The following is a 26,053-nucleotide window of genomic DNA, read 5'->3' on the forward strand; positions in this document are numbered from 1 at the left end:
GACGGACGCGACGTTCCCGCTCCGTCGGCCCTGGCGCTTACTGGCTGACGGTTTTCACCGGATGGTCAGGTTTCTTATCATTACCGGGGATCCACGGGCTCCACGGCTGCGCGCGGACGGGCTCATCGGTCTGCCAGACCACGTTGAACTGGCCGTTGCCTTCAATTTCACCAATCATCACCGGCTTATGCAGATGGTGGTTGGTGGCATCCATCGTCAGGGTGAAACCGGACGGCGCTTTGAAGGTTTGTCCGGCCATAGCGTCGCGCACTTTGTCCACGTCGGTGGTGCCGGCTTTGGTCACCGCCTGCGCCCACATATGCAGACCCACCCAGGTCGCTTCCATCGGATCGTTGGTCACCACCGTATCGGCATTCGGCAGCTTGTGCGCTTTGGCGTAAGCGCGATAATCGGCGACAAAGGCTTTGTTGGTCGGGTTATCGACCGACTCAAAGTAGTTCCATGCCGCGAGGTTGCCGACCAGCGGTTTGGTGTCGATGCCGCGCAGCTCCTCTTCCCCCACCGAGAAGGCCACCACCGGCACGTCGGTCGCTTTCAGTCCCTGGTTAGCCAGCTCTTTGTAGAACGGCACGTTGGAATCGCCGTTGATGGTAGAGACCACCGCCGTTTTGCCGCCGGCGGAGAATTTTTTGATATTGGCGACGATGGTCTGGTAATCGCTATAGCCGAACGGGGTGTAGACTTCTTCGATATCTTTGTCCTGGATCCCTTTGGCATGCAGGAAGGCGCGAAGGATCTTGTTGGTGGTGCGCGGATAAACGTAGTCGGTTCCCAGCAGGAAAAAGCGTTTGGCGCCGCCGCCGTCCTCGCTCAGCAGGTATTCCACCGCCGGGATGGCCTGCTGGTTAGGCGCCGCGCCGGTATAGAAGACGTTGGGGGACATCTCTTCCCCTTCGTACTGTACCGGGTAGAACAGCAGGCCGTTCAGCTCCTCAAACACCGGTAGCACCGATTTACGCGAGACCGAGGTCCAGCAGCCAAACACCACCGCCACCTTATCCTGGGCCAGCAGCTGGCGCGCCTTCTCGGCGAACAGCGGCCAGTTGGAGGCCGGGTCGACCACCACCGGCTCCAGCTTCTTGCCCAACACCCCGCCTTTGGCGTTGATGTCGTCGATGGCCATCAGGGCGACGTCCTTCAGCGGCGTTTCGGAAATCGCCATCGTCCCGGAGAGCGAATGCATAATCCCGACTTTAATAGTGTCGGCGGCATAGGCCTGGAATGAGAGACCCATAGCCATAACAGAGGCGGAGAGTGCAAAAGCTTTTAATAACGTTCTACGTTGCATGATTCACTCCTGAGTAGCGCAAAAATAAAGAATTAACAGCTAACCAGAGGTGATAAGGCAAAAACGGTGCCAGGTTGTGAGAACAGTGGGATGCGGCGCAGGCGGAGGGCGGAGGCGAAGGAGATGGCAGCGTTGCCTCATCACGGTGCAACGCTGCGCTAAGAAAGCAATTACCAGACGTCGGCGGCGATGGCGGTCACCAGACGGACTTTTTGCCACTGCTGGTCTTCGCTGAGGGCGTTACCCTCTTCCGTGGAGGCGAAACCGCACTGCGGACTCAGGCAGATCTGCTCGAGCGGAACATATTGCGCCGCCTCAGCGAGGCGCGCTTTTACCCCCTGCGGGTTCTCCAGCTCGCCGTTTTTGGTGGTGATAAGTCCGAGGACCACCTGCTGATGGCCGGGACGAATAAAGCGCAGCGGCGCGAAATCTCCGGAGCGGTCGTTGTCATACTCGAGGAAGAAGGCATCGACATTGACGCCGCCAAACAGCACCTCGGCCACCGGCTCGTAACCGCCCTCCGAGATCCAGGTTGAGCGGAAGTTGCCCCGGCAGACGTGCAGGCCCACCGTCAGATCGGCCGGCTTGCCCTCCAGCGCCTGGTTCAGCACCCGGGCATAAATGCGCGCCAGCGCATCCGGATCGTCGCCGCGCTCGCGCACCTGCTGACGCTGGGCATCGGAACAGAGATAGGCCCAGACGGTATCGTCCAGCTGCAGATAGCGGCAGCCGGCGTCATAAAACGCACGGATCGCGTCGCGCCAGGTGGTGGCCAGGTCGTCGAAGTAGTCGCTGAGATCCGGGTAAACGGTGGCATCAATATCTTTCCGACCGCCGCGGAAGTGGAGCACGCTCGGGCTGGGAATGGTCATCTTAGGCTGCGCGTCGCCGCTGATGCTTTTCAGATAGCGGAAATCCTCCAGCATTGGGTGGTCGCCAAACGCCAGTTTGCCGGTAACGCGCACGCCGTGCGCTTTGGTCTGCACGCCGTTGAACTGGATCCCCTGCTCGGCATCGTAACGCTCAACGCCTTGCAGGCCGTCGAAGAAATCAAAATGCCACCATGCGCGACGAAACTCGCCGTCGGTGACCACGTGCAGGCCGCAGTCGCACTGCTGCTGGACCAGGTGACGGATCGCGTTATTCTCAATCTCGCGTAGCTGAGCGGCGTCGATAATCCCCTCAGCCAGCTGCTGACGCGCCTGTTTGATGCTGTCCGGGCGCAAAAAACTGCCGACGATGTCTGCGCGGAACGGGGCCTGTTGACGTTGCATGCTGTCTCCTTAGCGGTGGGCGCGTTAGTTGCCCACCGTGATAGTTCATTATTTGAATTTTTAGACTTCTGGATGGCTATATGTCCAGATACTGGCATGCAGGCCGACGGGCCGCAAACGAGAATATTTCATGGTGCATGAAAAATATTCATTTACCGGCGACAAACGCATAGCCCTCATCTTCCCAGCCGGTGATCCCGCCGAGCATCATTTTCACCGGCCGCCCCAGTTCGGCCAGCTTTAGCGCGGCAACGTCGGCACCGTTGCAGTGCGGCCCGGCGCAATAGACCACAAACAGGGTCTCTCCCGGCCAGGCCGCCATTCTCTCGGCGCTGATCTGGCTGTGCGGGAGATGCAGCGCGCCGGGCAGGTGGCGCCTGGCGAAGGCCTCCTCGCTGCCGACCACGTGCAGCAGGACAAAGTCGACCTCGCCGGCACGCTGGGCGCTGTGCACATCGGCGCAGTCGGTCTCGAGATGCAGCTTATGGCGGAACCAGCGGATAGCCTCGGCGGAGGTGGCGGGGGTAAATTGGGTTACTACACTCATGGCGTCTTCTCCTTGTCTGTGATAACACTACTTTACTGACGCCCATCACCCTTATCTGCCGGCAACCATGACAGAAAACGCTAACATCCTGACAACTCCTTCGGTGACACTGTCACCTCACCGCGTGGTGGCCCTCGCCTACGATGGCCTGTGCACCTTTGAGTTTGGCGTGGCCGTGGAGATCTTCGGCCTGCCGCGCCCGGAAATGGGCGAGCGCTGGTACCAGTTCGCCGTCGCCGCCGTCGATGAAGGGCCTCTGAGAGCCACCGGCGGAGTCCGGTTGATGACCGACGGCGGCCCTGAGCTTCTCGCCCAGGCGCAGACCATCGTGGTCCCCGGCTGGCGCGGCATCGACTCCCCGGTCCCCGAGGCGCTGTGCGCCGCCCTGGCCGCCGCTCACGCCCGCGGGTGCCGGATTATTTCCATCTGTTCCGGGGTGTTCGTTCTCGCCGCCGCCGGGTTGCTCAATGGCCGCCAGGCGACAACCCACTGGCGCTACACCGCCGCGCTGCAGTCCCGTTTTCCGCAGATCCAGGTGGTGGAGGATGTCCTGTACGTGGGTGATGATTTGCTGATGACCTCCGCCGGCAGCGCGGCGGGGATCGACCTCTGTCTGCATCTGGTGCGCGAGGATTTCGGCAGCGAGGCAGCGAATGTGGTCGCCCGCCGCCTGGTGGTCTCTCCCCATCGCGACGGCGGTCAGGCGCAGCAGGTCCTGCGTCCGGTGGCCCGCAGCCGGGAGAGTCTGCGCCTTGGCCAGCTGTTTGATTATCTGCACCAGCATCTCGCCGCCAGCCACACCGTCGCCTCCCTCGCACAGCGCGCCGGCATGGGGACGCGCACCTTTTTGCGCCGCTTTGAAGAGGCCACTGGTAAAACCCCGGCCCGCTGGCTGCTGGAGGAGCGTCTGCTGCGCGCCCGTCAGCACCTGACGGAGAGCACGATGGGCATCGACCAGATCGCTGAGCGCTGCGGCTTTGCCAGCGCTGGCACCCTGCGCCACCATTTTCGCCAGCGCTTCGCGATAAGCCCACTGCAGTACCGTAAACAGTTTGCAACTTCTCCGATTGCAAAATCGTCCCAGCCGCGGACAATAGACGGCCACAGTAAACCGGTCGCCAGGATGGTGGATGATGAAGAAAGAGTGTCGGGTAGTGATCTATAAAGAGGGCCTGCTGGGCAGCCTGTTTTTTGGCGAAGCCAAAGCCGACCCTGACAAAATGAGCCAGTTTCTCAGTAGCTATACCCGCGAAGGCTGGGAGGTAAAAACCATGTCGGTGGAGCGACGCCGTACAGCCCTGTTCTGGTCGCGGGAAGCGTATCTGTTTGTGCTTGAACGGCCCCTCTGACGGTGCCTGCGCCTGGTTTAACCGCTTAAGCCAGGCGTTGCCCGGTATCCGCGCTCAGGGCTGGCGGATATAGCCCTGCTCCTGCATGTTGCGCATGCCCTCCTCGCTGGCGCAGACCATCCCGGTGGTCAGCATGGCAAAACCAAAGCGCTGATAGAATGGGATTTTATCGGCCACCGCATAGATAAAGATTTTGCCGAAGGGCAGCAGCTGCTCCCGGATGGCCAGCATTAGCTGTTGTCCGTAACCCTGCCCCTGGCGGTCGGGGACGATCGCCACATCCGACAAATAGCTGCTCCAGGTGCAGTCGCTGATGGCCCGCGCCACGGCAATCAGCTGACCGTGCTCATAGCCAAACCAGCAGAAGGTGCTATGGAGAAACGCCTGCTCCAGCTGCTGAACATCACGTTCATTCAGCCCGGACTCGGCGACGATGGTCCTCACCCGCCGCCAGTCTACCCGCCCAATCGCCTCTTTCCCCTCAATCACCATCATGACCTTGACTCCCGTTGTGTTCGGCATCTATCCCGAAAGAAAGATGTAGCATGCCGCCGCAGGGGATGCCAGGCGAAAAAACGAACGGAACAAAGCGGGAAACGGAGGAAGGCAAAAAAAAACCGCCATGTGACTGGCGGTAAATCAATGCTTGCATGGATAGATTGTATTTTGCATTTTACGCAGGCAGAGGATCCTGACCTCTCTACGTTTGATCCCGAGGTTAGCATGGTCAACCTCAATAAATCCTCAACGGCCTGCGGCTAGAGCTTCTCCACCAACGCTTTCAGCTGCGCCAGGGTCTGCTGCCGGTCCTCCGCGGCGGCGAGCGGCCACGCCGACTGGCGCACGATGAGCCGGGTCGGCAGCAGCTCGCGGATCCGCAGCTGCGGGGCCGCCATCAGAGCAATCAGCCGCTCCACGGCCCGCTTGCCCAGCAGATCGAAGTCCTGCGCCACCGTGGTGAGCGGCGGCTGAAAGTAGAGACTGTCGGCGGTGTCGTCATAGCCGGTCACCGATACCGCCTGGCTGCCGCTGCGATTGAGCTGGGCCAGCGCGCTGAGTACCCCGAGCGCCATCTGATCGTTCGCCACCACAATGGCGCTGATCCGCGGCTGTAGGTGCAGCAGTTCAAAGGTTTTCTGCCAGCCGCTGGCGGCGCTCCAGTCTCCGAACACCGTGGTTGAACGGGCGATATTCAGACTGTGCAGCGCCTCGCGCCAGCTGGCGAGACGCAGACGAGCGGAAACCGAACTTTCCGGCCCTGCCAGCAGGCCAAATTCGCGATGCCCCAGCTCCCACAGATGGCGCACGCACGCCCCACAGCCGTCGCGATGATCGAAGCGCACGCAGCAGACATCGGCCTCCGGGGAGACGTCCAGAAACAGGCAGGCCATATCCGGGTTCTCTTTAACCAGTCGCTCGGCGGTAGCGCTTTCCAGCGGCAGACTAACGATCACTCCGCGAATATGCTGGGCGCGCAGTTCGTCCAGCCGGGCCTGCAGCGCGGCGAAGTCGGCCTGCGCCGGCATCGCTATTGCCACCTCCAGCTGGTGCAGGCTGGCATGGCTCTTTACCGCGGCGGCGATCTGCGAGGGAGCATGCAAGGTCAGCGAGGCAGTGATAAGCCCAATGGAGGGCGCTGCTTTGCCGGCGAGCAGCTGCGCCGAGCGGTTAGGTACGTAGTGCAGCGCCTGCATCGCGCGGATTACCTGCTCGCGGGTGCGGGCTGACACCACTTCAGGACGGTTCAGGACCCGGGAGACGGTCTGTTGGGAAACCCCGGCCGCGCGAGCGACATCCTCCAGGGTAGCGGTACGACGCGGCATTTTTTCTCCTCAGCAATAACAATGTCGTGCGCTAACATTTTATGTTTAACGCGCGACAAAAAACAGCGCTTTACCCTCGCTTTCGTGATCGTCTGTTAATTTCATTTCCGCCGTCGTTGCTGGACAAAACAAATTATCCGATAACGTTCTTTATCCTGTTTAGCGATCGACATTTTCTGACTTACCGGGGATTACTATGCCAATAAGCGATACCAGTCGCCGCCACGCGCCTGACTTCCACGCCGTCCTCGCCCGCGAAGACTGGCAGAACCAGACCATTACCCATCTCAACCGCCTGCCAGCGCATCCCGCGTTCGCCAGCTGGCGCGATGAGCTTGCCGCCCGCGATAATCGCCCTTCGCCTCGACGTCGTCAGCTGGACGGCGAGTGGCAATTTGCTTACGCCCGCAGCCCGTTTGCCGTCGATGCGCAGTGGCTGACGCAGGACCTGCCAGGCAGCCGCGGGACGCCCGTGCCCTCCAACTGGCAGATGGAGGGCTATGACGCGCCGATCTACACCAACGTCCGCTACCCCATCGACACCATCCCGCCGCGGGTGCCGGAGGATAACCCAACCGGCTGTTACTCCCTGCACGTTGCGATCGATGACGCCTGGCGCGCGGAAGGACAGACGCAGATTATTTTCGACGGCGTCAACTCAGCGTTTCATCTGTGGTGCAACGGCGCCTGGGTCGGTTACTCCCAGGACAGCCGCCTCCCGGCGGCGTTCGATCTCAGCCCCTTCCTGCGCCCGGGCGACAACCGCCTGTGCGTGATGGTCATGCGCTGGAGCGCCGGCAGCTGGCTGGAAGACCAGGATATGTGGCGAATGAGCGGTATTTTTCGCTCGGTGTGGCTGCTGAATAAGCCGCACCAGCGGCTATGCGACGTGCAGCTGACGCCGACCCTTGACGCCCTCTGCCGCGACGGCGCTCTGCAGGTTCAGGCGACCGTCGAAGCGACAGAGGCGGCGCTTGCCGGGCTCTGCGTCGGGGTTAGCCTGTGGCGCGGCGAGCAGCCTGTCGCCGCCCATCGTCAGCCGTTAGGCTCCCCGGCGGTGGATGAGCGCGGCCACTATGCCGAACGGGTCGATTTCTCCCTGGCGGTAGCGGCGCCGGCGCACTGGAGCGCGGAAACCCCGAACTGTTATCGCGCCGTGGTCACCCTGTGGCGTGGCGACGAACTGCTGGAGGCCGAGGCGTGGGATATCGGTTTTCGCCGCATCGAGATCGCCGACGGTCTGCTGCGCCTTAACGGCAAACCGCTGCTGATCCGCGGCGTTAACCGCCATGAACACCACCATTTGCGCGGTCAGGTGGTCAGCGAGGCGGATATGGTGCAGGACATTCTGTTGATGAAGCAGAACAACTTTAACGCCGTCCGCTGCTCACACTACCCCAACGCGCCGCGCTGGTATGAGCTGTGCAACCGCTACGGTCTGTACGTGGTCGATGAAGCCAATATTGAAACCCACGGCATGGTGCCGATGAACCGGCTGTCCGACGATCCGGCGTGGCTGCCAGCCTTCAGCGCCCGCGTCACCCGGATGGTACAGAGCAACCGCAACCATCCATGCATTATCATCTGGTCGCTGGGTAACGAATCTGGCGGCGGCGGCAACCATGAAGCGCTGTACCACTGGCTGAAGCGCAACGACCCGAGCCGTCCGGTGCAGTACGAGGGCGGCGGCGCGGATACCACCGCTACCGATATTATCTGTCCGATGTACGCCCGCGTCGAACGCGACCAGCCGATCCCGGCGGTACCGAAGTGGGGGATCAAAAAATGGATCAGCCTGCCCGGCGAGCAGCGGCCGCTGATCCTCTGCGAGTACGCCCATGCGATGGGCAACAGTCTCGGCAACTTCGCCGATTACTGGCAGGCCTTCCGCGAGTATCCGCGGCTGCAGGGCGGGTTTATCTGGGACTGGGCCGACCAGGCGATCTGCAAAACCTTTGACGACGGCAGCGTCGGCTGGGCCTACGGCGGCGACTTTGGCGATAAGCCGAACGATCGCCAGTTCTGTATGAACGGCCTGGTGTTCCCCGATCGCACGCCGCATCCGTCGCTGATCGAGGCGAAGCACGCCCAGCAGTATTTCCAGTTCGCCCTGCTGTCGACCTCGCCGCTGCGCGTGCGCATCGCCAGCGAATACCTGTTCCGCCAGAGCGATAACGAAGCGCTGCGCTGGCAGGTGCAGGCGGCCGGTGAAACCCTGTATCACGGCAACCTGACGCTGGCGCTTCCCCCGGAGAGCAGTGACGAGATAACGCTGCTTGATGACCTGATTATACCGCCAGGCGCCCGCGCGGTGTGGCTGACGCTGGAGGTGGTCCAGCCCCGGGCGACTGACTGGTCCCCGGCGGACCATCGCGTCGCCTGGCAGCAGTTTCCCCTGCCCGCCCCGCTGGCGCTGCCGGCGCCCACGTTGCCTGCCGGCGCCCCGGATCTCGTCGTCAGCGAGGAGGCCTGGCAGATCCGCGCCGGCACGCAGTGCTGGACCGTCGATCGGCGGACCGGTTTGCTGAGTGGCTGGTCGCTTGCCGGTCAGGAGCAGCTGCTGACCCCCCTGCAGGATCAGTTTATCCGCGCGCCGCTCGACAATGACATCGGGGTCAGCGAAGTGGAGCGCATCGATCCCAACGCCTGGGTGGAGCGCTGGAAAAGCGCCGGCCTGTTCGACCTGGAGGCGCGCTGCGTGCAGTGCGATGCCCAGCGCCTGGCGAATGAGACCCTTGTCGACAGCCGCTGGCACTACCTGCGCGGCGACGAGGTGGTGATTGTCAGCCACTGGCGCATGCGCTTTACTGCGGACGGAACGGTACGGCTGACGGTGGACGGCGAGCGCGCGGAAACGCTGCCGCCGCTGCCGCGGGTCGGACTGCATTTCCAGGTGGCGGAACAGCAGGCGCCGGTGAGCTGGCTGGGGCTGGGACCGCATGAGAACTACCCCGACCGGCGGAGCAGCGCCTGCTTCGCCCGCTGGGAGCAGCCGCTGGCGGCGATGAGCACGCCCTACATCTTCCCGACGGAAAACGGCCTGCGCTGTGATACCCAGGCGCTGGATTGGGGACGCTGGCACGTCAGCGGTCATTTCCACTTCTCCGTTCAGCCATGGAGCACCCGTCAGCTGATGGAGACCGACCACTGGCACAAGATCCAGGCTGAAGACGGGGTGTGGATCACCCTCGACGGCCTGCATATGGGAGTGGGCGGCGATGACTCCTGGACCCCAAGCGTGCTGCCGCAGTGGCTCCTGACCCAAACGCGCTGGCAGTACGAGGTCTCATTGCGTTGCCTTTAATCCGTGGGGGCGGCAGCCCCCACCCTACAAACAGAATAACAAGGGATCATGGTGATGAAATTCTCTGAACTGGCGCCGCGAGAACGGCATAATTTTGTCTATTTCCTGCTGTTCTTTTTCTTTTACTATTTCATTATGTCGGCCTATTTTCCTTTTTTTCCGGTGTGGCTGGCGGACGTTAACCATTTAACCAAAACGGAAACCGGGATCGTCTTCTCCTCCATCTCGCTGTTCGCAATTATTTTTCAGCCGGTATTTGGTCTGATGTCGGATAAGCTTGGCCTGCGCAAACATCTGCTGTGGACCATCACGGTACTGTTAATTCTGTTCGCGCCGTTCTTTATTTTCGTTTTCTCCCCGCTGTTGCAGATGAATATTATCGCCGGTTCGCTGGTGGGCGGGATCTACCTGGGGATTGTTTTCTCCAGCGGCTCCGGGGCGGTGGAAGCCTATATCGAGCGCGTCAGCCGGGCAAACCGCTTTGAATATGGCAAAGTGCGGGTCGCTGGCTGCGTCGGCTGGGCGCTGTGCGCCTCGATAACCGGCGTGCTGTTCGGCATCGACCCCAATATTACCTTCTGGATCGCCTCCGGCTTTGCGCTGGTGCTAGGTCTTCTGCTCTGGCTGTCGCGCCCGGAAAGCAGCAACAGCGCCCAGGTTATTGAGGCGCTGGGAGCCAATCGCCAGGCCTTTTCGCTGCGCACCGCGGCCGAGCTGTTACGTATGCCGCGTTTCTGGGGCTTTATCGTCTATGTGGTGGGAGTCGCCAGCGTCTACGACGTGTTTGATCAGCAGTTCGCCAACTTTTTCAAAAGCTTTTTCGCCAGTCCGCAGCGCGGTACCGAAGTGTTTGGCTTCGTCACCACCGGCGGCGAGCTGCTCAACGCGCTAATTATGTTCTGCGCCCCGGCCATCGTTAACCGCATCGGCGCCAAAAACGCCCTGCTGACCGCCGGGATGATCATGTCAGTGCGCATTCTCGGATCGTCGTTCGCCTCATCGGCGGTAGAGGTGGTGATCCTCAAGATGCTGCATATGTTTGAGATCCCCTTCCTGCTGGTCGGGACCTTTAAATATATCTCCTCCGCCTTTAACCCGCGGCTCTCGGCCACCCTGTTCCTGATCGGTTTTAACCTGTCGAAACAGCTGTCCGGGGTGGTCCTTTCCGCCTGGGTGGGCCGGATGTATGACACCGTCGGCTTCCATCAGGCCTATCTGATCCTCGGCTGCATCACCCTGAGCTTCACCCTGCTCTCGTTCATCACCTTACGCGGCGGCAAAAGCCTGCTGCCAGCAGCGGAGACGCAGACCCCCGCCTGATCCCGGCGCTCCCGTCAGGGATGACGGGGTTTACGCCACAATGCGCGTTTCTCCGCCGCTATTCTCCAGCGCATAGCGCTGACAGGGCGCCCCGGCGGCGATAAGCTCCGCCAGTTCAGCCGAGTGGCTGGTCAGCCAGATCTGGCTGTAGCGGGAGGCCTCGATTATCAGCCGGGCCAGCGCCGGGAGCATGTCGCGATGCAGGCTGTTCTCCGGCTCATTGATCGCCAGAAACGCCGGCGGGCGCGGGCTGAGCAGCGCGACGGCGAGACAGAGAAAGCGCAGCGTGCCATCGGACATCTCCGCCGCCAGCAGCGGCCTGCGGATCCCCTCCCGGCGCATTTTCAGGGCGAAACGCGAGTGCTCGTTTTCACAGTAAAACTGGCAGCCGGGAAAGGCGTCGGCGAGGATCTCGTGCAACATCTCCTCCGCGCCAATCTCGACAATGGTCTGAAAGGCGGCGGCCAGATTATGGCCATCGCTGTCGAGCACCGGCGAACGATACCCCACGGCCGGCTGGCGCAGCGGCGAGTGGCGACCAATGGCGAACTCATGGTAAAACCGCCAGCGGCGCAGGGTCTCCCGCACCCGCGACACTTCGGGAAAACGGTGCGGCTCGCCAAGCTGACCGAACACCGACTCGTTTTCATAAATACTCTCGGTGAAGGTGCTTTTCTCCCCGGTGACATCGACGAGGAACGCCGCCTGATTCTTGCGCTGCAGTACGCGGGAGGAAGGCCGACGGGAGTAGCCTGCCAGCCAGATGTGCTCTTCTTTGACGATGGGATCGAGCATGAACTGCGTCGGATAGGGCAATTTTTCCGGGAAACCTACCTGCAGTTCATAATCAAAGCTCTCCGTCCGACAGGCGATTTGCAGCCGGCGGGGATGGCGATCGAGGGGGGAACGATCTCCGGACCACATCATATTTTCCAGGCCGCCCTCTGCGCTGATAAACCCCGACAGCCTGCCGTCGGCAGCCGCGGTCAACAGATGGATGGCGTTGTAAATATTGGATTTGCCGCAGCCGTTAGGACCGAAGACAATGTTCAATGGCCCCAGCTCCAGTTCGATATCCCTGACTGAGCGAAAGTTTTGTATATGGATGTACTGAATCATGATGCGTCCTGGCCCGGAGAGAGAAGGCTGCCACAGTAGCAAAGCCGCGGCATGGATACTATCGCATCCCCTCACTCCGCCCGGGTTCAACAGAACATTTTTTTCATTCCGCGGGTCAGCGCCACCCGCGTCAGCTTGTCGCTATCCTGATGGGCGTCACTAAAGACGCCAAAGAAATAGCGTTCATCGTCAATGGTTTGACTTACGATACGATAGCTGAGCGGTTGCCCGGACGGCGCACCGTATTGCGCAGGCGTCACCGAGACCTCGGTCGCATCGTCGGCGACGCTGACCAGCAGTCCATCCGCCTTACCGCCCACCAGCATGACCTTAATTATCGGGTGCACCAGTTCCTCCCGGGATGGCATAGATCATTGGCAAACCGCGCAGCGCGGCGGGCGTATCGTCAGCAATCAGCGGCGCCAGCCAGCGTGCGGTCTTAAGTACTTTCTTATAGTTCATTGCGGCCTTGAGTCAAAAAATAGCGTGCTTAGGCTGAGCTAAATATTGATTATTCGAAATAAAAGATGACAAATGATGAAGGAAAAAAGAGGAATTGTGAATCAGCAAAATACCGGGTTATTCTTATTCGTCACACCTTTTCTCGCCTTTATCGGCCCTTACACAAGGAAGTATTACGGTTATGCGTTATGTTCGCCTGTGCCTTATCTCCCTGATTGCCGCCCTGCCACTGGCGGTATTCGCCAGCCCTCAGCCGCTTGAGCAGATTAAAATCAGCGAAGGTCAGCTGGCGGGCCGGGTGGGCTATGTTGAAATGGATCTGGCCAGCGGCCGCACGCTGGCCGCCTGGCGCGCCAGTGAGCGCTTTCCGCTGATGAGCACCTTTAAAGTGCTGCTCTGCGGCGCGGTGCTGGCCCGGGTGGATGCCGGCGACGAACAGCTGGATCGGCGGATCCACTACCGCCAGCAGGATCTGGTGGACTACTCCCCGGTCAGCGAAAAACACCTTGCCGACGGGATGACCGTTGGCGAACTCTGCGCCGCCGCCATCACCATGAGCGACAACAGCGCCGGCAATCTGCTGTTGAAGATCGTCGGCGGCCCTGCGGGATTGACCGCTTTTCTGCGCCAGATCGGTGACAACGTCACCCGTCTTGACCGCTGGGAAACAGAACTCAATGAGGCGCTTCCCGGCGACGTGCGCGACACCACCACCCCGGCCAGCATGGCCACCACCCTGCGCAAGCTGCTAACCACCCCCTCTCTGAGCGCCCGCTCGCAGCAGCAGCTGCTGCAGTGGATGGTTGACGACCGGGTGGCCGGCCCGTTGATCCGCGCCGTGCTGCCGGCGGGCTGGTTTATCGCCGATAAAACCGGGGCCGGTGAGCGGGGCTCACGCGGCATTGTCGCCCTGCTCGGCCCGGACGGCAAAGCGGAGCGTATCGTGGTGATCTATCTGCGGGATACCGCAGCGACCATGGCCGAACGTAACCAGCAGATCGCCGGGATAGGCGCGGCGCTGATCGAACACTGGCAGCGCTAGCCCGGCGAAGGCCGCGCGCCTTACCCGGCGCGCAGCACCTCGCAGGCGTGCCGGGTGATATGGGCGGCGGCGGCATCGGAGAGATGCCGGTCGGTAATGATGGTGGTAAAGCGAGTCAAGGGCAACGCCATAAACGTGGCCACCTGATTGTATTTCGAACTGTCGCACAGCAGGATACTTCTGGCACTGACCTGGCTGACGGTCTCCTTGACGGTGACTTTGTTCTCATCAGGGGTGAAAATTCCGCGGCTGTCCCAGCCGCTGGCGGAGATAAAGGCCGTATCGATAGCCAGGTGGCGCAAGGTGCGCGCCGCCGACTCGCCGACGCAGGAGCGGTTCTCCCGGCACAGGGTGCCGCCGGTGTGGATCACCCCGCACTGGCTGGCATCTATCAGCAGCTGGGTTATCTCAAAATCATTGGTGACCACCTGCAGGTCGTCCCGGTCGAGGATGGCCCGCGCCAGCGCCAGAGTGGTGGTGCCGGCATCAAGATAGATGCAGCTGTTTTTGGCAATGAGACTGGCCGCCAGCGCGCCGATGGCCTGCTTCTCTTTACTCTGCAGGGTGCTTTTCACCAGATGACTGGGCTCTGCGGCCAGCCGGCTGACGGCGCGCACGCCGCCCGAGACGCTGACCAGCAGCCCCTGTTCTTCCAGCTTACTGACGTCCCGACGGATAGTCATATGGGACACGCCGAGGATCTCCGTCAGCTCATTAATGCTTACCGCCCCACGCTGCTCCACCAGGGCTAAAATACGCTGATGACGTTCAATTGGAATCACCGCTCTCCCCTTACCATTTTTTCACACCAGACCACACCACTTACGCCGGGAGCCTGACGATACCCTGTACTGTTATTGCGCTTGACCGCTGTTTTTACGCTATTTTAGGGCAAGAATCGCCATCGCGCAGCCACTTTCCGCCTGTGAATTTTTTATATTCATGTGGGTTATTCGTGATAACTCTCACATAAATTCACATGATAACGCTTTACTCTATCATTAAATAACATTAATTAACGAATATTCACAAGGAGACCGTCATGACTGCACACACTAACGTCTGCGTGATTGGACTGGGTTCGATGGGCATGGGCGCCGCCCGCGCCTGCCTGCAGGCGGGCCTGAACACCTGGGGGGTGGACATCAACCCCGACAACTGCCACGCGCTGCTGGAGGCGGGCGCCAAAGGCGCAGGCTCCAGCGCGGTGCCTTTCGCCGCTGAGCTGGATGCGGTCGTACTGCTGGTGGTCAATGCCGCCCAGGTGCGGGGGATCCTGTTCGGCGAGAGCGGCCTCGCCGCCCATCTGAAGCCGGGCACCGCGGTGATGGTGTCGTCAACCATCGCCGCCGCCGATGCCCAGGCGATAGCCGTAGCGCTGGCAGAATACCAGCTCTTGATGCTCGACGCGCCGGTATCGGGCGGCGCAGTGAAAGCGGCCGCCGGCGACATGACGGTAATGGCCTCCGGGAGCGATGCCGCCTTTGCCCGCCTCGCGCCAGTGCTGGATGCGGTGGCCGGCAAAGTCTACCGCATCGGGAGCGACATTGGCCTCGGTTCGACGGTGAAAATCATCCATCAGTTGCTGGCCGGGGTGCATATCGCCGTCGCCGCCGAAGCGATGGCCCTCGCCGCCCGCGCCGGCATCCCGCTGGAGACGATGTACGACGTGGTGACCCACGCGGCGGGTAATTCGTGGATGTTTGAGAATCGTATGCAGCACGTCCTGGATGGCGATTACTCGCCAAAATCCGCCGTCGATATTTTTGTCAAAGATCTCGGTCTGGTGAATGACACCGCCCGGGCGCTGACCTTCCCGCTGCCGCTCGCGACCACCGCGCTGAATATGTTCACCTCCGCCAGCAACGCCGGATTCGGCCGGGAAGATGACAGCGCGGTGATCAAGATTTTCAACGGCATTACCCTGCCGGGCCATAAACAGTGAGGAGAGACAAGATGCAGCTTGGTGTCATTGCCGATGACTTTACCGGCGCCACGGATATCGCCAGCTTCCTCGTGCGCAACGGCATGCCGACGGTGCAGCTAAACGGCGTACCGCCCCACGAACTGCCGTTGACCAGTGAAGCGGTGGTGATCAGTCTGAAAACGCGATCCTGCCCGGTGGAAACCGCCGTCAGCCAGTCCCTGGCGGCCCTGCGCTGGCTGCAAGCCCGGGGCTGTCAGCAATTTTATTTTAAGTATTGTTCCACTTTCGACAGCACCGCGCAGGGTAACATTGGCCCGGTACTGGATGCGCTGCTGGCAGAGCTGGGCGAGACGCGGACGGTGATATCACCGGCGCTGCCGGTGAACGGCCGCACGGTCTATCAGGGGTATCTGTTTGTCGGCCAGCAGTTGCTCAATGAGTCCGGCATGCGCCACCATCCGGTGACGCCAATGGAGGATGCCCACCTCGGCCGCTTAATCGAACGCCAGGGCGGCGGTAAAGCGGCGCTGATAGCCTGGCCAATTATCGATCAGGGGCCGGAAGCGGTCGCTGCCGCGCTGGCGGCCATCAGCGATCCGGCGGTGCGCTATGTGGTGCTCGATGCCCTTAGTGAACAGCATTTGCTGACCCAGGGGGCGGCGCTGCGGGAGATGAAGCTGGTCTCCGGCGGCTCTGGTCTCGCCATCGGCCTCGCCCGCAACTGGGCGCAGCGCCACGGAACCCAGGGTGAAGGATCCCTGGCGGGCATGCCGCTGCCCGGCCCGGCGGTGGTGCTCTCGGGCTCTTGTTCGCTGATGACCAACAGCCAGGTGGCGGCCTATCGTGAACAGGCTCCCGCCCGCGCCGTTGACTTAAGCGCCTGCTTTACCGATCTCGAAGGCTATGTCGGGACGCTGGCAGCCTGGGTGGACGCAAACCGCGATGCGCCGCTGGCGCCGATGGTCTATGCCACCACCGAGCCGCAAACGCTGCAGCGGATCCAGGCGCAATATGGCGACAAGGCCAGCAGCGAAAGGGTGGAACAATTGTTCGCCGCCCTCGCCGCCGCGCTGAAAGCGAAAGGATTCACCCGCTTTATTGTGGCCGGAGGGGAAACGTCGAGCATCGTGGCGCAGACGCTGGGGGTAGAGGCGTTCCATATCGGGCCGACGATCTCTCCTGGAGTTCCCTGGGTGCGTGACACCCGCCAGCCGCTCTCCCTGGCGCTGAAGTCAGGGAATTTCGGCGATATCTCGTTTTTTGCCCGTGCCCAGCAGGAGTTTTGTCATGACTGAGCAACAGCTGCGAGATGAGATGGTGCAAATTGGCGCCTCGTTGTTTAACCGCGGTTATGCCACCGGCTCCGCCGGCAATCTGTCGCTGCTGCTGCCGGACGGCAACCTGCTGGCGACGCCGACCGGCTCCTGCCTGGGCGAGCTGCAGGCGCAGCGGTTGTCGGTGGTCACCCTGCAAGGCGAATGGCTCGCCGGCGACAAACCGTCGAAAGAGGTCGCTTTTCACCGGGCGGTCTATTTGCATAACCCGGCCTGCAAGGCGATCGTCCACTTGCATAGCCACTATTTGACCGCGCTCTCCTGCCTGCAGGGGCTCGATCCGCACAATTGTATTCGCCCCTTTACTCCCTACGTGGTGATGCGGGTCGGCGACGTCCCGGTGGTTCCCTACTACCGACCGGGTGACGACCGCATTGCCGAGGCGCTGGCCGGGCTGGCGCCGCGCTATAACGCCTTTTTACTGGCCAACCATGGTCCGGTGGTCACCGGCTCATCGCTGCGCGAAGCCACCAACAATACCGAAGAGCTGGAAGAGACCGCGCGGCTGATGTTTACCCTCGGCAATCGCGAGATCCGTTACCTGACCGCTGACGAAGTGGATGAACTGAGATAAAACCATGCCAAAATTCGCTGCAAATTTATCCATGCTGTTTACCGAGCTGCCGTTCCTGGACCGCTTTGCCGCCGCCGCCCGCGCCGGTTTCGAAGCCGTGGAGTTTCTGTTCCCCTATGAGTATGCCGCCGGGGAAATTAAACAGCGCCTGCAGGAAAACCAGCTGCAGCTGGTGCTGTTTAATACCCCGCCCGGCGACGTTAATGCCGGGGAGTGGGGTCTCGCCGCCCTGCCGGGCAGGAGCGCCGAGGCCCGGCGTGATATTGAGCTGGCGCTGGAGTATGCCTGCCAGCTGGATTGTCCGCAGGTGCATATCATGGCCGGCGTGGTGCCGCCGGGGATGGATCGCGCGGCCTGCGAGGCCGAGCTTGTCGATAACCTGCGCTACGCCGCCGAGTGCTTTGCCCGCCACGACAAGCGAGTGCTCATTGAAGCCCTGAATCCGCAGACCAAACCGGGCTATCTCTACCACAGCCAATATCAGACGCTGGAGATAGCGAAGCGGGTCGACCGGCCAAACATCGCGGTGCAGTTAGATCTGTTTCATGCGCAGAAAGTGGACGGTAATTTAAGCCATCTTATTACTGAGTATGCCGGTCAGTACCGCCATATTCAGATAGCCTCCCTGCCCGACCGCCATGAACCGGACGAGGGCGAGATTAATTATTCATGGATCTATGCGTTACTGGATAAAGCGGGCTATGACGGTTGGATCGGCTGCGAATATATCCCCAGGGCGGATACCCTTTCCGGACTGGAATGGTTTTCGCCCTACCGGAAAAAATAAAGCGCGGTTCTAAAAATATAACTCTCTGTATACCTGTTAATACCCGAGGCAAAACTATGTCGACATCGGCGCTGTTACTTATTGCGTTAGCCAGCGTAGTGCTGTTGCTCCTGCTGGTGATCAAAGCTAAAGCGCATCCTTTTGTGGCGCTCCTGATCGTCAGCCTGCTGGTGGCGTTCGCCACCGGCATTCCGGCGGATAAGATCATTACCACCATTGAAAAAGGGATGGGCGGCCTGCTCGGCCATATCGCCAGCATTATTATTTTGGGATCAATGCTGGGGGTGCTCATTGAAATATCCGGCGGCGCCGAATCGCTGGCGAAAACGCTGACCGGCGTGCTGGGTTCTAAACGGACGATTGCCGCCTTAACCATCGTCGCTTTTATTCTCGGCACGCCAGTCTTCTTTGAAGTCGGCTTTATTATCATCATTCCGTTAATTTACGGCTTCAGTAAAGTCGCTCATATGTCGCCGTTGAAGTTTGGCCTGCCAATGGCCGGAGTGATGTTAACCGTCCACGTGGCATTGCCAACCCACCCTGGCGCGGCGGCCGCGGCAGGTATTCTGCATAGCGATGTCGGCTGGCTGATGCTGGCGGGGATTGGGGTGTCGGTCGTGGTGGGTATCGTGGGTTATTTTGTCGCCCGGTCGATCAATCAGCGCCATTATCATCTGTCGATTAACGTGCTGGAACAGCAGCAAACGGCCGAGGTGCCCGACCTCTCCGTCAACGCGCAGCAGACCCGACTGGCGCCGCCGAATGCGCTGGTTATCGGCGGGCTGATCGTGGTGCCCATCGTGCTGATTGTTTCCGGAACGCTCTGTCAGGCCTTGCTGCTGCCGGAAAACGCGATTCGCCAGCTGATGACCGTCATTGGCACCCCGCCCGTCGCCCTGCTGATCTCCCTGGGGCTGGCCAGCTGGACGCTGGGCATCCGGCGGGGTATGAACCTGAAAAAACTGGGAGAAGTGACCGGCAGCGCGATCCCCTCCTCGGCGGACGTTATCCTTGTCGCCGGCGCCGGCGGCGCCTTTGGCGGGGTGCTGGTCGCCTCCGGCATCGGCAATGCCTTAGCCGAGGCGCTGGAGACGATTCATCTGCCGCTGATGCCCGCCGCTTTCCTGCTGTCGCTGGTGCTTCGGGCCTCGCAGGGCTCGGCCACCGTGGCGATCCTCACCACCTCCGGCCTGCTGTCACAGGCGGTTGCCGGGCTGGAGCCGCTCCAGCTGGTGCTGGTGACGCTGGCGACCTGCTTCGGCTCACTCGGATTGTCACACGTCAACGATGCCGGATTTTGGGTGGTCACGCGCTATCTGGGGCTCTCGGTGCCGGACGGACTCAAAACATGGACCGTACTGACAACCATCATGGGGGTGACGGGCTTCCTCATTACCTGGCTGCTGTGGTTTTTACTGTGAAGTTTATTTGGGTGGCTCCGGCCACCTTATTGGGTCCCCCTCGCGGGGACTGACTCATTATCGCTGCCCGGCTGCTGAGCCGCCGCTTTCAGCGTCACCGGTATAAAATAGCGTACGTGATAGCACCTCTCTTCTGTATCTCCGCCTTCCGTATGGCGTGCCATGAAACATTCTATGTCATACCCGTCGCGACGGCTTACCCCCAGCGTTGGCAGCAGATCCAGATAGAGATCGCTGGACAAACGGGCATAGCGTGACCAGCTGCCGTAGAAATCAACTCCGACATAGAGTCCCGACCGGGCGGTCAACGTGGACGATGGCTTTCGCGCCTCATGACAACCGACAAAGGCGTTAATCTCGACGTTAAGCTCATTTTGACGCGCCGCGGCGTAATCAGAGAGTATGGAAAGTGAGCCCTCTCCGGCGGTAAAAAAACGGTCAACCTTTTGTCTGATAGCCGTCTTGGCGGTGCGTTGCAGCACCATATCCGACAGGCGCAGTTCATACTTCATCGGGTAGCCATAATAGACCCGCTCCGGCAGGGAACAGATCCGCGCCAATGGCAGACGTTCATCATCCGGGGAGAGTTTTTTTAACAGTTTTGCCGTATCCCAGTGCGCTGCGCATCGGTATTCCCGTGGCGAAAGCGAGAACCGTTTCTTAAACTCGCGGGAAAAGGTCTGCGGCGAATCGTAACTTAACTGCCAGGCTATGGCGGCGATCGGTTGCCGCGTTAAGCGCAGACTGACCGCTGCGATGGTCAAGCGCCGCAGGCGAATATACTGCCCGATGGGTAACCGGCCGTATTGATAAAACACCTCGTACACAAACCGACGCGAATAGCCCATATACTGTGCCAGGTCATCGATCGCCGGGTTACAGTAGATATTATCCTCCAGCCACGCCAACATTTTTAAATAGAGTTTCTGCTTCATAAGCACTACATACTTCCTGTAATCTTGTCCTCCGCTAATTCTAACAACAGATACTGGCTATCACTAAGCTTTTTATGCATCGCAAAAATAAAAAATCATCAAAACGCTTAAAACGCTGATCGATATATCCTTAACATTTTGTTTATTAGGAACTTTCGCATACCAATACACCGATATCTCACTTTTCCAGGCAGATATTGCATTAATGAAAAACATCCCTTAGATTACCCCGGCTAAAAAACGTCTGCACCTCACCATTATATTCTTTAATTTATTCTGACACCTTTTTTAATACCCAACAGGGAAGTTATATGACGAATTTTTTGATCAATATAAAAAATCACTATTTGCGGGTTGCTATTGCGGAACTGGTGGATGAAGCGATGAAGACCTACGGGGGATCAGAGTATCAGTTTTCTCAACAATGGAACGCGGATGGGATGGCGCAAGCTAATGTGATCTTCACGGAAATGGTGGCGGGAGAATGGTACCTGTGTCATGACCTGTTTCAGCATGCCCCAGAGCAATACACGCTTTTTATTTTTCAGGATAATGAACAAGCTACCGCCGAAGAGGGTTTACCCAACTGTCTGCGGCAGGCGGTGTTTATGCCTCCCCACGCTCCCGTTCAGCTTCTTAAAGATGAGATAGCCAGCGCGATTCAGCGCTCCCTGCCACCTCATCATGACCCATCCTTCAATCGCCTGCGGCGTTGCATCAATTGCGCCTGCAAGACGGTCAGCGATGCGCAAACCAAAGTCATTTACGCATTCAGTATTGGATTAAGTCCGCATGAAGTCGCCGCGGCGCTTAAAATTAGCCATAAAACAATTCATTCGCATAAAAAGAATATTATGTGCAAGTTCAATTTAAACAGCCGCCAGCAATTTAACAACCTCGTAAAACTACTCGCAAGACGTTAATACAATCGCCATTGTATTACCTCTGCAGATTATCTTCTGGAACGGAAGACGTAGCGTCTTTTGCGTCTTTCCCGAATGTAAGAAACACCACTCCACAAAGAAATAACGGGGCAGAGAATCAGGCATAAAATAATAAACAAGTCACTCATAGCAGACCTAAAAAAAGAAATTTAACCTGGACTGATATTATGCATTCCATTTTATCGAGGCAAGACCAGCATCGCTTTTTGAGAGCGTGAAATAGAATGGTAGGATAATTCCTGGTGACGAGTATTAACCGGTAAGTTAATACGCTGAGCCAATATTTCCAAAAAATGCGATCGGTCTGTTTGCCCTTTTTTGCATTGAGCATGCGAAAAAGATAGCTAAACTTTAGATTCCCTGTAGAGTGAAGGTAGTCACCAAGTGAAACTCACGTTCTGCGTGCGGACATCACGGTTAGTTAAAGGGCACCAAATACAGACTCCCTATCTGGGGGGCAGGCCATACTTTTCTCAACATGCGCTGCACAGGCCATCGCAGCTTTGCTGCAGCGACCGGAATGACTAATGCTAACCACCCTGATTTATCGCAGCCAGGTTGATCCTGACCGCCCGCTCACCGATCTCGACGCTTTAATTCATCGCGCCTGCGGGAAAAATACGCCCCTTGGCATCACCGGCATTCTGTTGTTTAACGGCCTGCAGTTCTTCCAGGTGCTGGAAGGGAGCGAGGAGAGTCTGGAGTCGTTATTCCACGAAATACAAAGCGATCCGCGCCATCGCGATGTGGTTGAGCTGATGCGCGACTATTCGGCCTACCGTCGCTTTCGCGGCACCGGGATGCGCATGTTGGATCTCCGTCTTTACGATAACGATGGCGCGTTGGAGGAGATCCTGCGCATTAGCTCGTTCGGGGTCACCGAGCCAATCAACGACCGGATGTTCCGACTGATTAACGCCTTTATCGCTAACGGTGGGCGCTATTGTCTCCCCGAGCCGTTGCAGCCTTCTCGCTGGACGATGAGGGCCGCCGGGGGCACAGCCACGCCGCGTCATCTGCCCGATCAACCCTGCCAGTTTGCCTTGCAGGCTATCGTCGAACCAGCGAAAAAGCGAATCTCCTCCTTTGAAGCGCTGATCCGCAGCCCTACCGGCGGATCCCCTGTGGAGATGTTTGCCGCCATCCCGGCGGAGGATCGTTACCGTTTCGACCTCGAGAGCAAAGCATATGCCTTCTCTCTCGCAGGTCAGCTACCGCTTGGCAAACACCAACTGGCCATTAACCTGCTGCCCGGTTCACTGTATAACCATCCTGACGCCGTCGGCTGGCTGATGAACAGCCTGCTGGCGGCCGGCCTCAGGCCGGACCAGGTGCTGATAGAGGTCACCGAAACGGAGGTGATCACCTGCTTCGACCAGTTCCGCAAGGTGCTCAAAGCGCTGCGCGTCGCGGGCATGAAGCTCGCCATCGATGACTTTGGCGCGGGTTACTCCGGCCTGTCGTTACTGACCCGCTTTCAGCCTGACAAAATTAAAGTGGACGCAGAGCTGGTGCGCAACATTCATATCAGCGGCACCAAGCAGGCGATTGTCGCCTCGGTCGTCCGCTGCTGCGAAGATTTAGGCATCACGGTCGTGGCGGAAGGCGTTGAAACCCTGGAGGAGTGGTGCTGGCTACAGTCGGTTGGCATTCGCCTGTTTCAGGGCTTCCTGTTCTCCCGGCCTTGTCTGAATGGCATCGGGGAGATTCTCTGGCCGGTAGAGCGCCAGGCTGCGGATCTGTAAGGGCGCAGCGTCCAGTAGCGTCACTGCCAGTGGGCGAGCTTTTCGCCCAGCGCCGCCATGGCGAAGCGCACCGCTTGTGCCACCACTGCCTCGCAGTCACCGGTAAAGCGCATCCGTTGGGTTTCGATCTGGCCGCGAAAGTTCCATGCAAACCATACCGTCCCGGCGGGAGTTCCATCCTCCCCTCCTTCCGGCCCCGCATAGCCGCTGATGGCGATGGCGATATCGGCCCCGGCTAACGTCAAAATACCGGTCGACATTTCCTGAACGCACGCTTCGCTGACAGCGCTATGTACCGCCAGGGTTTCCGCGCGGACCTGCAGCACGTTGCGCTTGGCTTCATCGCTGAAGGTAACCACGCCGGTATCATAAAAGGCCGCGGTATCAGCCTGAGCACAGAGCGCCGCCGCCAGATTGCCACCGGTGCAGGATTCCGCCGTGGTCAGTCGCCAGCCTCTCGCAATAAGCGCCCGGGCCACCCGAGTGGTCAATTCATGGGTATTTTGTGCGTCTTTATCGATTTGGTCCGTCATTCTGACACCTCGCCGACTTTTAGAAGGAACACAGCCTCACAGGCCCTGTTTACAGGATAGCATATCGATTTCTCTGATCGCCGGGCGGCCGTTTACGCCTCCTTTAGCGGATAATATAAAGGCCCGCAGCGCGGGCCTTGAAATGAATAACTTTAGGACAGAGGCGCAATCAAACTTTATGCTCGATCACCCTGCCTTGATTCTCAATCGCAATTTTGCGCGGTTTTTCGCTCTCGGGTATTTCCTGATGGATAGCAATTTTTAAGATCCCGCTATCCAGCTGCGCCTGATTAATCTGGGCGTGTTCAGGAAGCGAGAAACTGAGCTGGAAATCAGCCCGACGAATGCCTTTATAAATCCAGCCCTGGCTGCCGCCGGAATGATTTTCGGTTTGCGCGCGTTTGCCGGTAATATGTAAATTACCGCCTACGGTCTCAATTTCCAGTTCATCATCTTTCCAGCCTGGTACGCTGACGCTGAGCAGAAAATTACTGTCATCCACTTTCTGTAAATCGTAGGCAGGTAAGGTACCCACCGGCGTATCGCCAGTTAACTGGCTGAAAAGACGGTCAATACGATTAAAGCGATCGGCAAAAAGGGAATCAGCAAATACCGGGAGTGCTGACAAGGTTTTGAGTGCCATCATTAACCTCCTGAATATCCATTCAAAAGCTCAACATAAAGGCAAGCATTGCTTGTCCGCTATATAAAATAATAGCTAAAGCGCGTTTTTCAAGACCTGAAATAAAAATTTTCTTCGTCACTCACAGTGAGAAATAACCAGGTCAGGTGGCAAAGTAACCCCCGCCCGACGGCGGGGGTGTGGTGCTTCTGAGTCCCATAACTGATGCTGTTTAACATTCAATAAACAGAAGCGACATGTATATATAACTTGTACAATGGGATGTCAACGCCCGAAACGCGACGCATCCCCCTGCCAGTGGCTTCCTGCAACAGCGCAGGGAGAAACACGGCTCCCCGCATTATCCCTCCGTCAAGAGCGGTGCCTCGATATGACATCCGCCTCGCTGGCGCCAGACGGAAAGACGCTGGTGAAAAGATAATCCGCCAGGGAAGGAACCTTTCTCGTCCCCCCGTGCCTAATAATCTGCATACGCACTTTCTGAGGCATCATAATGACCAGCATTTTTATCTCTACCACCCTGTTCGCCCTCTTCGCGTCGATGTTGATCGGTCTGGGGATGGTATGGAGAGGCATCTCCAACAACCCGGATAACTAATCTTTTTCTACGCCGTTGCCTTTCGTCTGTTGCAGCGGCGGGTAAACGCCCCACCTTCAACCCCATCTACACGCCTTGTTCAGGCGACATATACTCAGTACTTGCGCCTGCGTACATTTATCGCAACAACAATTCACATGGTGAATACGTAACTTCTATTAATATATTTCAGGCCAGAATCATGGCCTGCAATATAGGCAACTTAAACAGTATGTGCCCAGACGTCAGCCATACGCCTGGGGGAAGGAATCACAATCGCATGATTTCAAAATCATTTCTCACAACGGCCCCTCCCTGATGAACTATACTTTCCTTTATACATTATGCTGGAGGTGGCGATGTGCGGACGTTTTGCGCAAGCACAGACGCGGGAAGAATATCTGGCTTATCTTGCCGAAGAGGCTGAACATGATATCCCCTGGGACCCGGCGCCGATTGGGCGGTATAACGTGGCACCCGGGACAAAAGTGTTACTCCTGAGTGAAAGGAATGCGCAACTCCACCTCGATCCCGTTTACTGGGGTTATGCGCCAGGATGGTGGGATAAATCCCCGCTGATCAACGCCCGCGTTGAGACCGCAGCCACCAGCAGGATGTTCAAACCGCTGTGGCAGCACGGGCGGGCGATCTGCTTCGCCGACGGCTGGTTTGAGTGGAAAAAGGCCGGAGAGAAAAAGCAGCCCTACTTCATCCAGCGCAAGGATGGCCAGCCGATATTTATGGCCGCTATTGGCAGCACGCCCTTCGAACGCGGGGATAGCGCCGAAGGATTTTTGCTGGTGACCGCTGCCGCCGATCGCGGTCTTGTCGATATTCATGACCGCCGGCCGCTGGTCCTGGCGCCGGAAGCCGCCCGGGAATGGATGAGGCAAGAAGTCACCGGCGCGGAAGCGGCGGAGATTGCCAGGGACGGAGCCGTCACCGCCGACGATTTCATCTGGCATGCGGTATCGCGGGCGGTCGGCAATGTCAACAATCAAGGGCCAGAGTTAATTGAGCCAGTAGAATGAACGCATGATTCTGTGAGCAATCCCCACCTGATGCGCCGGCTGCGGTGCGATCC

The 26,053-nt window shown here is 59.0% G+C and carries 27 protein-coding genes and 1 pseudogene; 14 read left to right on the forward strand and 14 right to left on the reverse strand.

The annotated features are described in order from the left end of the window. Window positions 1–37: 37 nt before the first annotated feature. The 3 genes from urtA to ACLH1I_RS10380 form a co-directional block, all read right to left on the reverse strand. A complete protein-coding gene (urtA, locus tag ACLH1I_RS10370; protein ID WP_004205981.1) occupies window positions 38–1,309 on the reverse strand; it encodes an urea ABC transporter substrate-binding protein in 1,272 nt (423 codons plus the stop codon). Window positions 1,310–1,479: 170 nt separating this feature from the next. Beyond that, window positions 1,480–2,583, reverse strand: a complete 1,104-nt coding sequence (locus ACLH1I_RS10375) for a cobalamin-independent methionine synthase II family protein (protein ID WP_053810405.1) — start codon at window positions 2,581–2,583, stop codon at window positions 1,480–1,482. Between the two features lie 148 nt (window positions 2,584–2,731). Then, window positions 2,732–3,130, reverse strand: a complete 399-nt coding sequence (locus ACLH1I_RS10380; protein ID WP_032456007.1) for a rhodanese-like domain-containing protein — start codon at window positions 3,128–3,130, stop codon at window positions 2,732–2,734. A gap of 67 nt (window positions 3,131–3,197) precedes the next feature. On the opposite strand from ACLH1I_RS10380, the gene ftrA reads away from it, so the two are divergent. Together ftrA and ACLH1I_RS10390 are read left to right on the forward strand one after the other, a co-directional pair. After that, window positions 3,198–4,295, forward strand: a complete 1,098-nt coding sequence (gene ftrA / locus ACLH1I_RS10385) for a transcriptional regulator FtrA (protein WP_062913930.1) — start codon at window positions 3,198–3,200, stop codon at window positions 4,293–4,295. After that, window positions 4,264–4,479: a DUF4177 domain-containing protein gene (locus ACLH1I_RS10390; protein ID WP_004205985.1), complete on the forward strand. Its 216-nt coding sequence runs from the start codon at window positions 4,264–4,266 to the stop codon at window positions 4,477–4,479. The genes ftrA and ACLH1I_RS10390 overlap by 32 nt, the downstream gene beginning before the upstream one ends. Window positions 4,480–4,533: 54 nt before the next feature. Here ACLH1I_RS10390 and ACLH1I_RS10395 read toward each other — a convergent pair whose 3' ends face one another. After that, window positions 4,534–4,974 (reverse strand): GNAT family N-acetyltransferase, encoded by a 441-nt coding sequence (locus tag ACLH1I_RS10395; protein WP_062913929.1) that lies wholly within the window; start codon window positions 4,972–4,974, stop codon window positions 4,534–4,536. Between the two features lie 263 nt (window positions 4,975–5,237). After that, entirely contained in the window at window positions 5,238–6,302 is a 1,065-nt protein-coding gene (locus tag ACLH1I_RS10400) for a LacI family DNA-binding transcriptional regulator (RefSeq protein ID WP_004205987.1), read from the reverse strand. Window positions 6,303–6,498: 196 nt separating this feature from the next. Between ACLH1I_RS10400 and ACLH1I_RS10405 the strand changes: the two genes are divergently transcribed. After that, complete coding sequence (locus tag ACLH1I_RS10405) at window positions 6,499–9,606, forward strand: beta-galactosidase (RefSeq protein WP_198079748.1); 3,108 nt, start codon at window positions 6,499–6,501, stop codon at window positions 9,604–9,606. A gap of 54 nt (window positions 9,607–9,660) precedes the next feature. Beyond that, window positions 9,661–10,926 carry an MFS transporter gene (locus tag ACLH1I_RS10410; RefSeq protein ID WP_004205989.1) on the forward strand — a complete coding sequence of 422 codons (1,266 nt, stop codon included), beginning with the start codon at window positions 9,661–9,663 and terminating at the stop codon, window positions 10,924–10,926. A gap of 30 nt (window positions 10,927–10,956) precedes the next feature. Here ACLH1I_RS10410 and ACLH1I_RS10415 read toward each other — a convergent pair whose 3' ends face one another. The 3 genes from ACLH1I_RS10415 to ACLH1I_RS10425 form a co-directional block, all read right to left on the reverse strand. Beyond that, the gene (locus ACLH1I_RS10415) at window positions 10,957–12,045 is read right to left on the reverse strand and encodes an AAA family ATPase (protein ID WP_004205990.1); all 1,089 of its coding nucleotides are present in this window, start codon (window positions 12,043–12,045) and stop codon (window positions 10,957–10,959) included. A gap of 86 nt (window positions 12,046–12,131) precedes the next feature. Continuing rightward, window positions 12,132–12,392: a hypothetical protein gene (locus ACLH1I_RS10420; RefSeq protein WP_004205993.1), complete on the reverse strand. Its 261-nt coding sequence runs from the start codon at window positions 12,390–12,392 to the stop codon at window positions 12,132–12,134. Beyond that, window positions 12,376–12,507 (reverse strand): hypothetical protein, encoded by a 132-nt coding sequence (locus ACLH1I_RS10425; protein WP_023318188.1) that lies wholly within the window; start codon window positions 12,505–12,507, stop codon window positions 12,376–12,378. The genes ACLH1I_RS10420 and ACLH1I_RS10425 overlap by 17 nt, the downstream gene beginning before the upstream one ends. A 181-nt stretch (window positions 12,508–12,688) precedes the next feature. On the opposite strand from ACLH1I_RS10425, the gene ACLH1I_RS10430 reads away from it, so the two are divergent. Beyond that, complete coding sequence (locus tag ACLH1I_RS10430; RefSeq protein WP_049003700.1) at window positions 12,689–13,549, forward strand: broad-spectrum class A beta-lactamase OKP-B-41; 861 nt, start codon at window positions 12,689–12,691, stop codon at window positions 13,547–13,549. Between the two features lie 20 nt (window positions 13,550–13,569). Here the strand turns inward: ACLH1I_RS10430 and ACLH1I_RS10435 are convergent, their stop codons facing one another. Further along, window positions 13,570–14,331 (reverse strand): DeoR/GlpR family DNA-binding transcription regulator, encoded by a 762-nt coding sequence (locus tag ACLH1I_RS10435; protein WP_023318186.1) that lies wholly within the window; start codon window positions 14,329–14,331, stop codon window positions 13,570–13,572. 260 nt (window positions 14,332–14,591) lie between these two features. On the opposite strand from ACLH1I_RS10435, the gene ltnD reads away from it, so the two are divergent. From ltnD to ACLH1I_RS10460, 5 genes are read left to right on the forward strand one after another with little or no spacing between them, the layout of a single operon-like run. Next, entirely contained in the window at window positions 14,592–15,494 is a 903-nt protein-coding gene (gene ltnD, locus ACLH1I_RS10440) for an L-threonate dehydrogenase (RefSeq protein WP_198079749.1), read from the forward strand. 11 nt (window positions 15,495–15,505) lie between these two features. Further along, entirely contained in the window at window positions 15,506–16,771 is a 1,266-nt protein-coding gene (gene otnK, locus ACLH1I_RS10445) for a 3-oxo-tetronate kinase (protein WP_064177859.1), read from the forward strand. Next, complete coding sequence (locus ACLH1I_RS10450) at window positions 16,764–17,384, forward strand: aldolase (RefSeq protein WP_017900343.1); 621 nt, start codon at window positions 16,764–16,766, stop codon at window positions 17,382–17,384. Before otnK ends, ACLH1I_RS10450 begins: the two co-directional genes overlap by 8 nt. Before the next feature lie 4 nt (window positions 17,385–17,388). Next, window positions 17,389–18,171 (forward strand): HPr family phosphocarrier protein, encoded by a 783-nt coding sequence (locus tag ACLH1I_RS10455; protein ID WP_017900342.1) that lies wholly within the window; start codon window positions 17,389–17,391, stop codon window positions 18,169–18,171. A 56-nt stretch (window positions 18,172–18,227) separates the two neighbouring features. Further along, window positions 18,228–19,592, forward strand: coding sequence for a GntP family transporter (locus ACLH1I_RS10460; protein ID WP_004206005.1), 1,365 nt, complete (start codon window positions 18,228–18,230; stop codon window positions 19,590–19,592). Between the two features lie 26 nt (window positions 19,593–19,618). On the opposite strand, the gene ACLH1I_RS10465 is transcribed toward ACLH1I_RS10460, so the two are convergent. Continuing rightward, entirely contained in the window at window positions 19,619–20,527 is a 909-nt protein-coding gene (locus ACLH1I_RS10465; protein WP_048324109.1) for a helix-turn-helix domain-containing protein, read from the reverse strand. Between the two features lie 311 nt (window positions 20,528–20,838). Here ACLH1I_RS10465 and kbvR point away from each other — a divergent pair, with 311 nt between their 5' ends. Further along, the gene (gene kbvR, locus ACLH1I_RS10470; RefSeq protein ID WP_004206009.1) at window positions 20,839–21,450 is read left to right on the forward strand and encodes a LuxR family transcriptional regulator KbvR; all 612 of its coding nucleotides are present in this window, start codon (window positions 20,839–20,841) and stop codon (window positions 21,448–21,450) included. A gap of 29 nt (window positions 21,451–21,479) precedes the next feature. Here kbvR and ACLH1I_RS10475 read toward each other — a convergent pair whose 3' ends face one another. Next, a complete protein-coding gene (locus tag ACLH1I_RS10475; protein WP_138100189.1) occupies window positions 21,480–21,599 on the reverse strand; it encodes a small membrane protein in 120 nt (39 codons plus the stop codon). A gap of 399 nt (window positions 21,600–21,998) precedes the next feature. Here ACLH1I_RS10475 and ACLH1I_RS10480 point away from each other — a divergent pair, with 399 nt between their 5' ends. Further along, window positions 21,999–23,216, forward strand: a complete 1,218-nt coding sequence (locus ACLH1I_RS10480) for a diguanylate phosphodiesterase (RefSeq protein ID WP_004206010.1) — start codon at window positions 21,999–22,001, stop codon at window positions 23,214–23,216. A gap of 20 nt (window positions 23,217–23,236) precedes the next feature. Here ACLH1I_RS10480 and ACLH1I_RS10485 read toward each other — a convergent pair whose 3' ends face one another. The 3 genes and pseudogenes from ACLH1I_RS10485 to ACLH1I_RS10495 all read right to left on the reverse strand — a co-directional run. Next, window positions 23,237–23,749: a 2-oxo-tetronate isomerase gene (locus ACLH1I_RS10485; RefSeq protein ID WP_004206011.1), complete on the reverse strand. Its 513-nt coding sequence runs from the start codon at window positions 23,747–23,749 to the stop codon at window positions 23,237–23,239. Window positions 23,750–23,918: 169 nt separating this feature from the next. Next, window positions 23,919–24,392 (reverse strand): Hsp20 family protein, encoded by a 474-nt coding sequence (locus ACLH1I_RS10490; protein WP_017900339.1) that lies wholly within the window; start codon window positions 24,390–24,392, stop codon window positions 23,919–23,921. A gap of 450 nt (window positions 24,393–24,842) precedes the next feature. After that, window positions 24,843–24,935, reverse strand: a pseudogene (locus tag ACLH1I_RS10495) (hypothetical protein); the annotation flags it as partial. Between ACLH1I_RS10495 and ACLH1I_RS10500 the strand changes: the two are divergent. Continuing rightward, a complete protein-coding gene (locus ACLH1I_RS10500; protein ID WP_272481999.1) occupies window positions 24,895–24,990 on the forward strand; it encodes a YnaM/YnfT family protein in 96 nt (31 codons plus the stop codon). The pseudogene ACLH1I_RS10495 and the gene ACLH1I_RS10500 sit on opposite strands and share 41 nt — an antisense overlap. A 338-nt stretch (window positions 24,991–25,328) precedes the next feature. Then, complete coding sequence (locus ACLH1I_RS10505; protein ID WP_048324107.1) at window positions 25,329–26,000, forward strand: SOS response-associated peptidase; 672 nt, start codon at window positions 25,329–25,331, stop codon at window positions 25,998–26,000. The last annotated feature ends 53 nt before the right edge of the window (window positions 26,001–26,053 follow it).

Source organism: Klebsiella sp. 1SOBk10mer, assembly GCF_046602535.1.
Taxonomy (GTDB): domain Bacteria; phylum Pseudomonadota; class Gammaproteobacteria; order Enterobacterales; family Enterobacteriaceae; genus Klebsiella; species Klebsiella quasipneumoniae.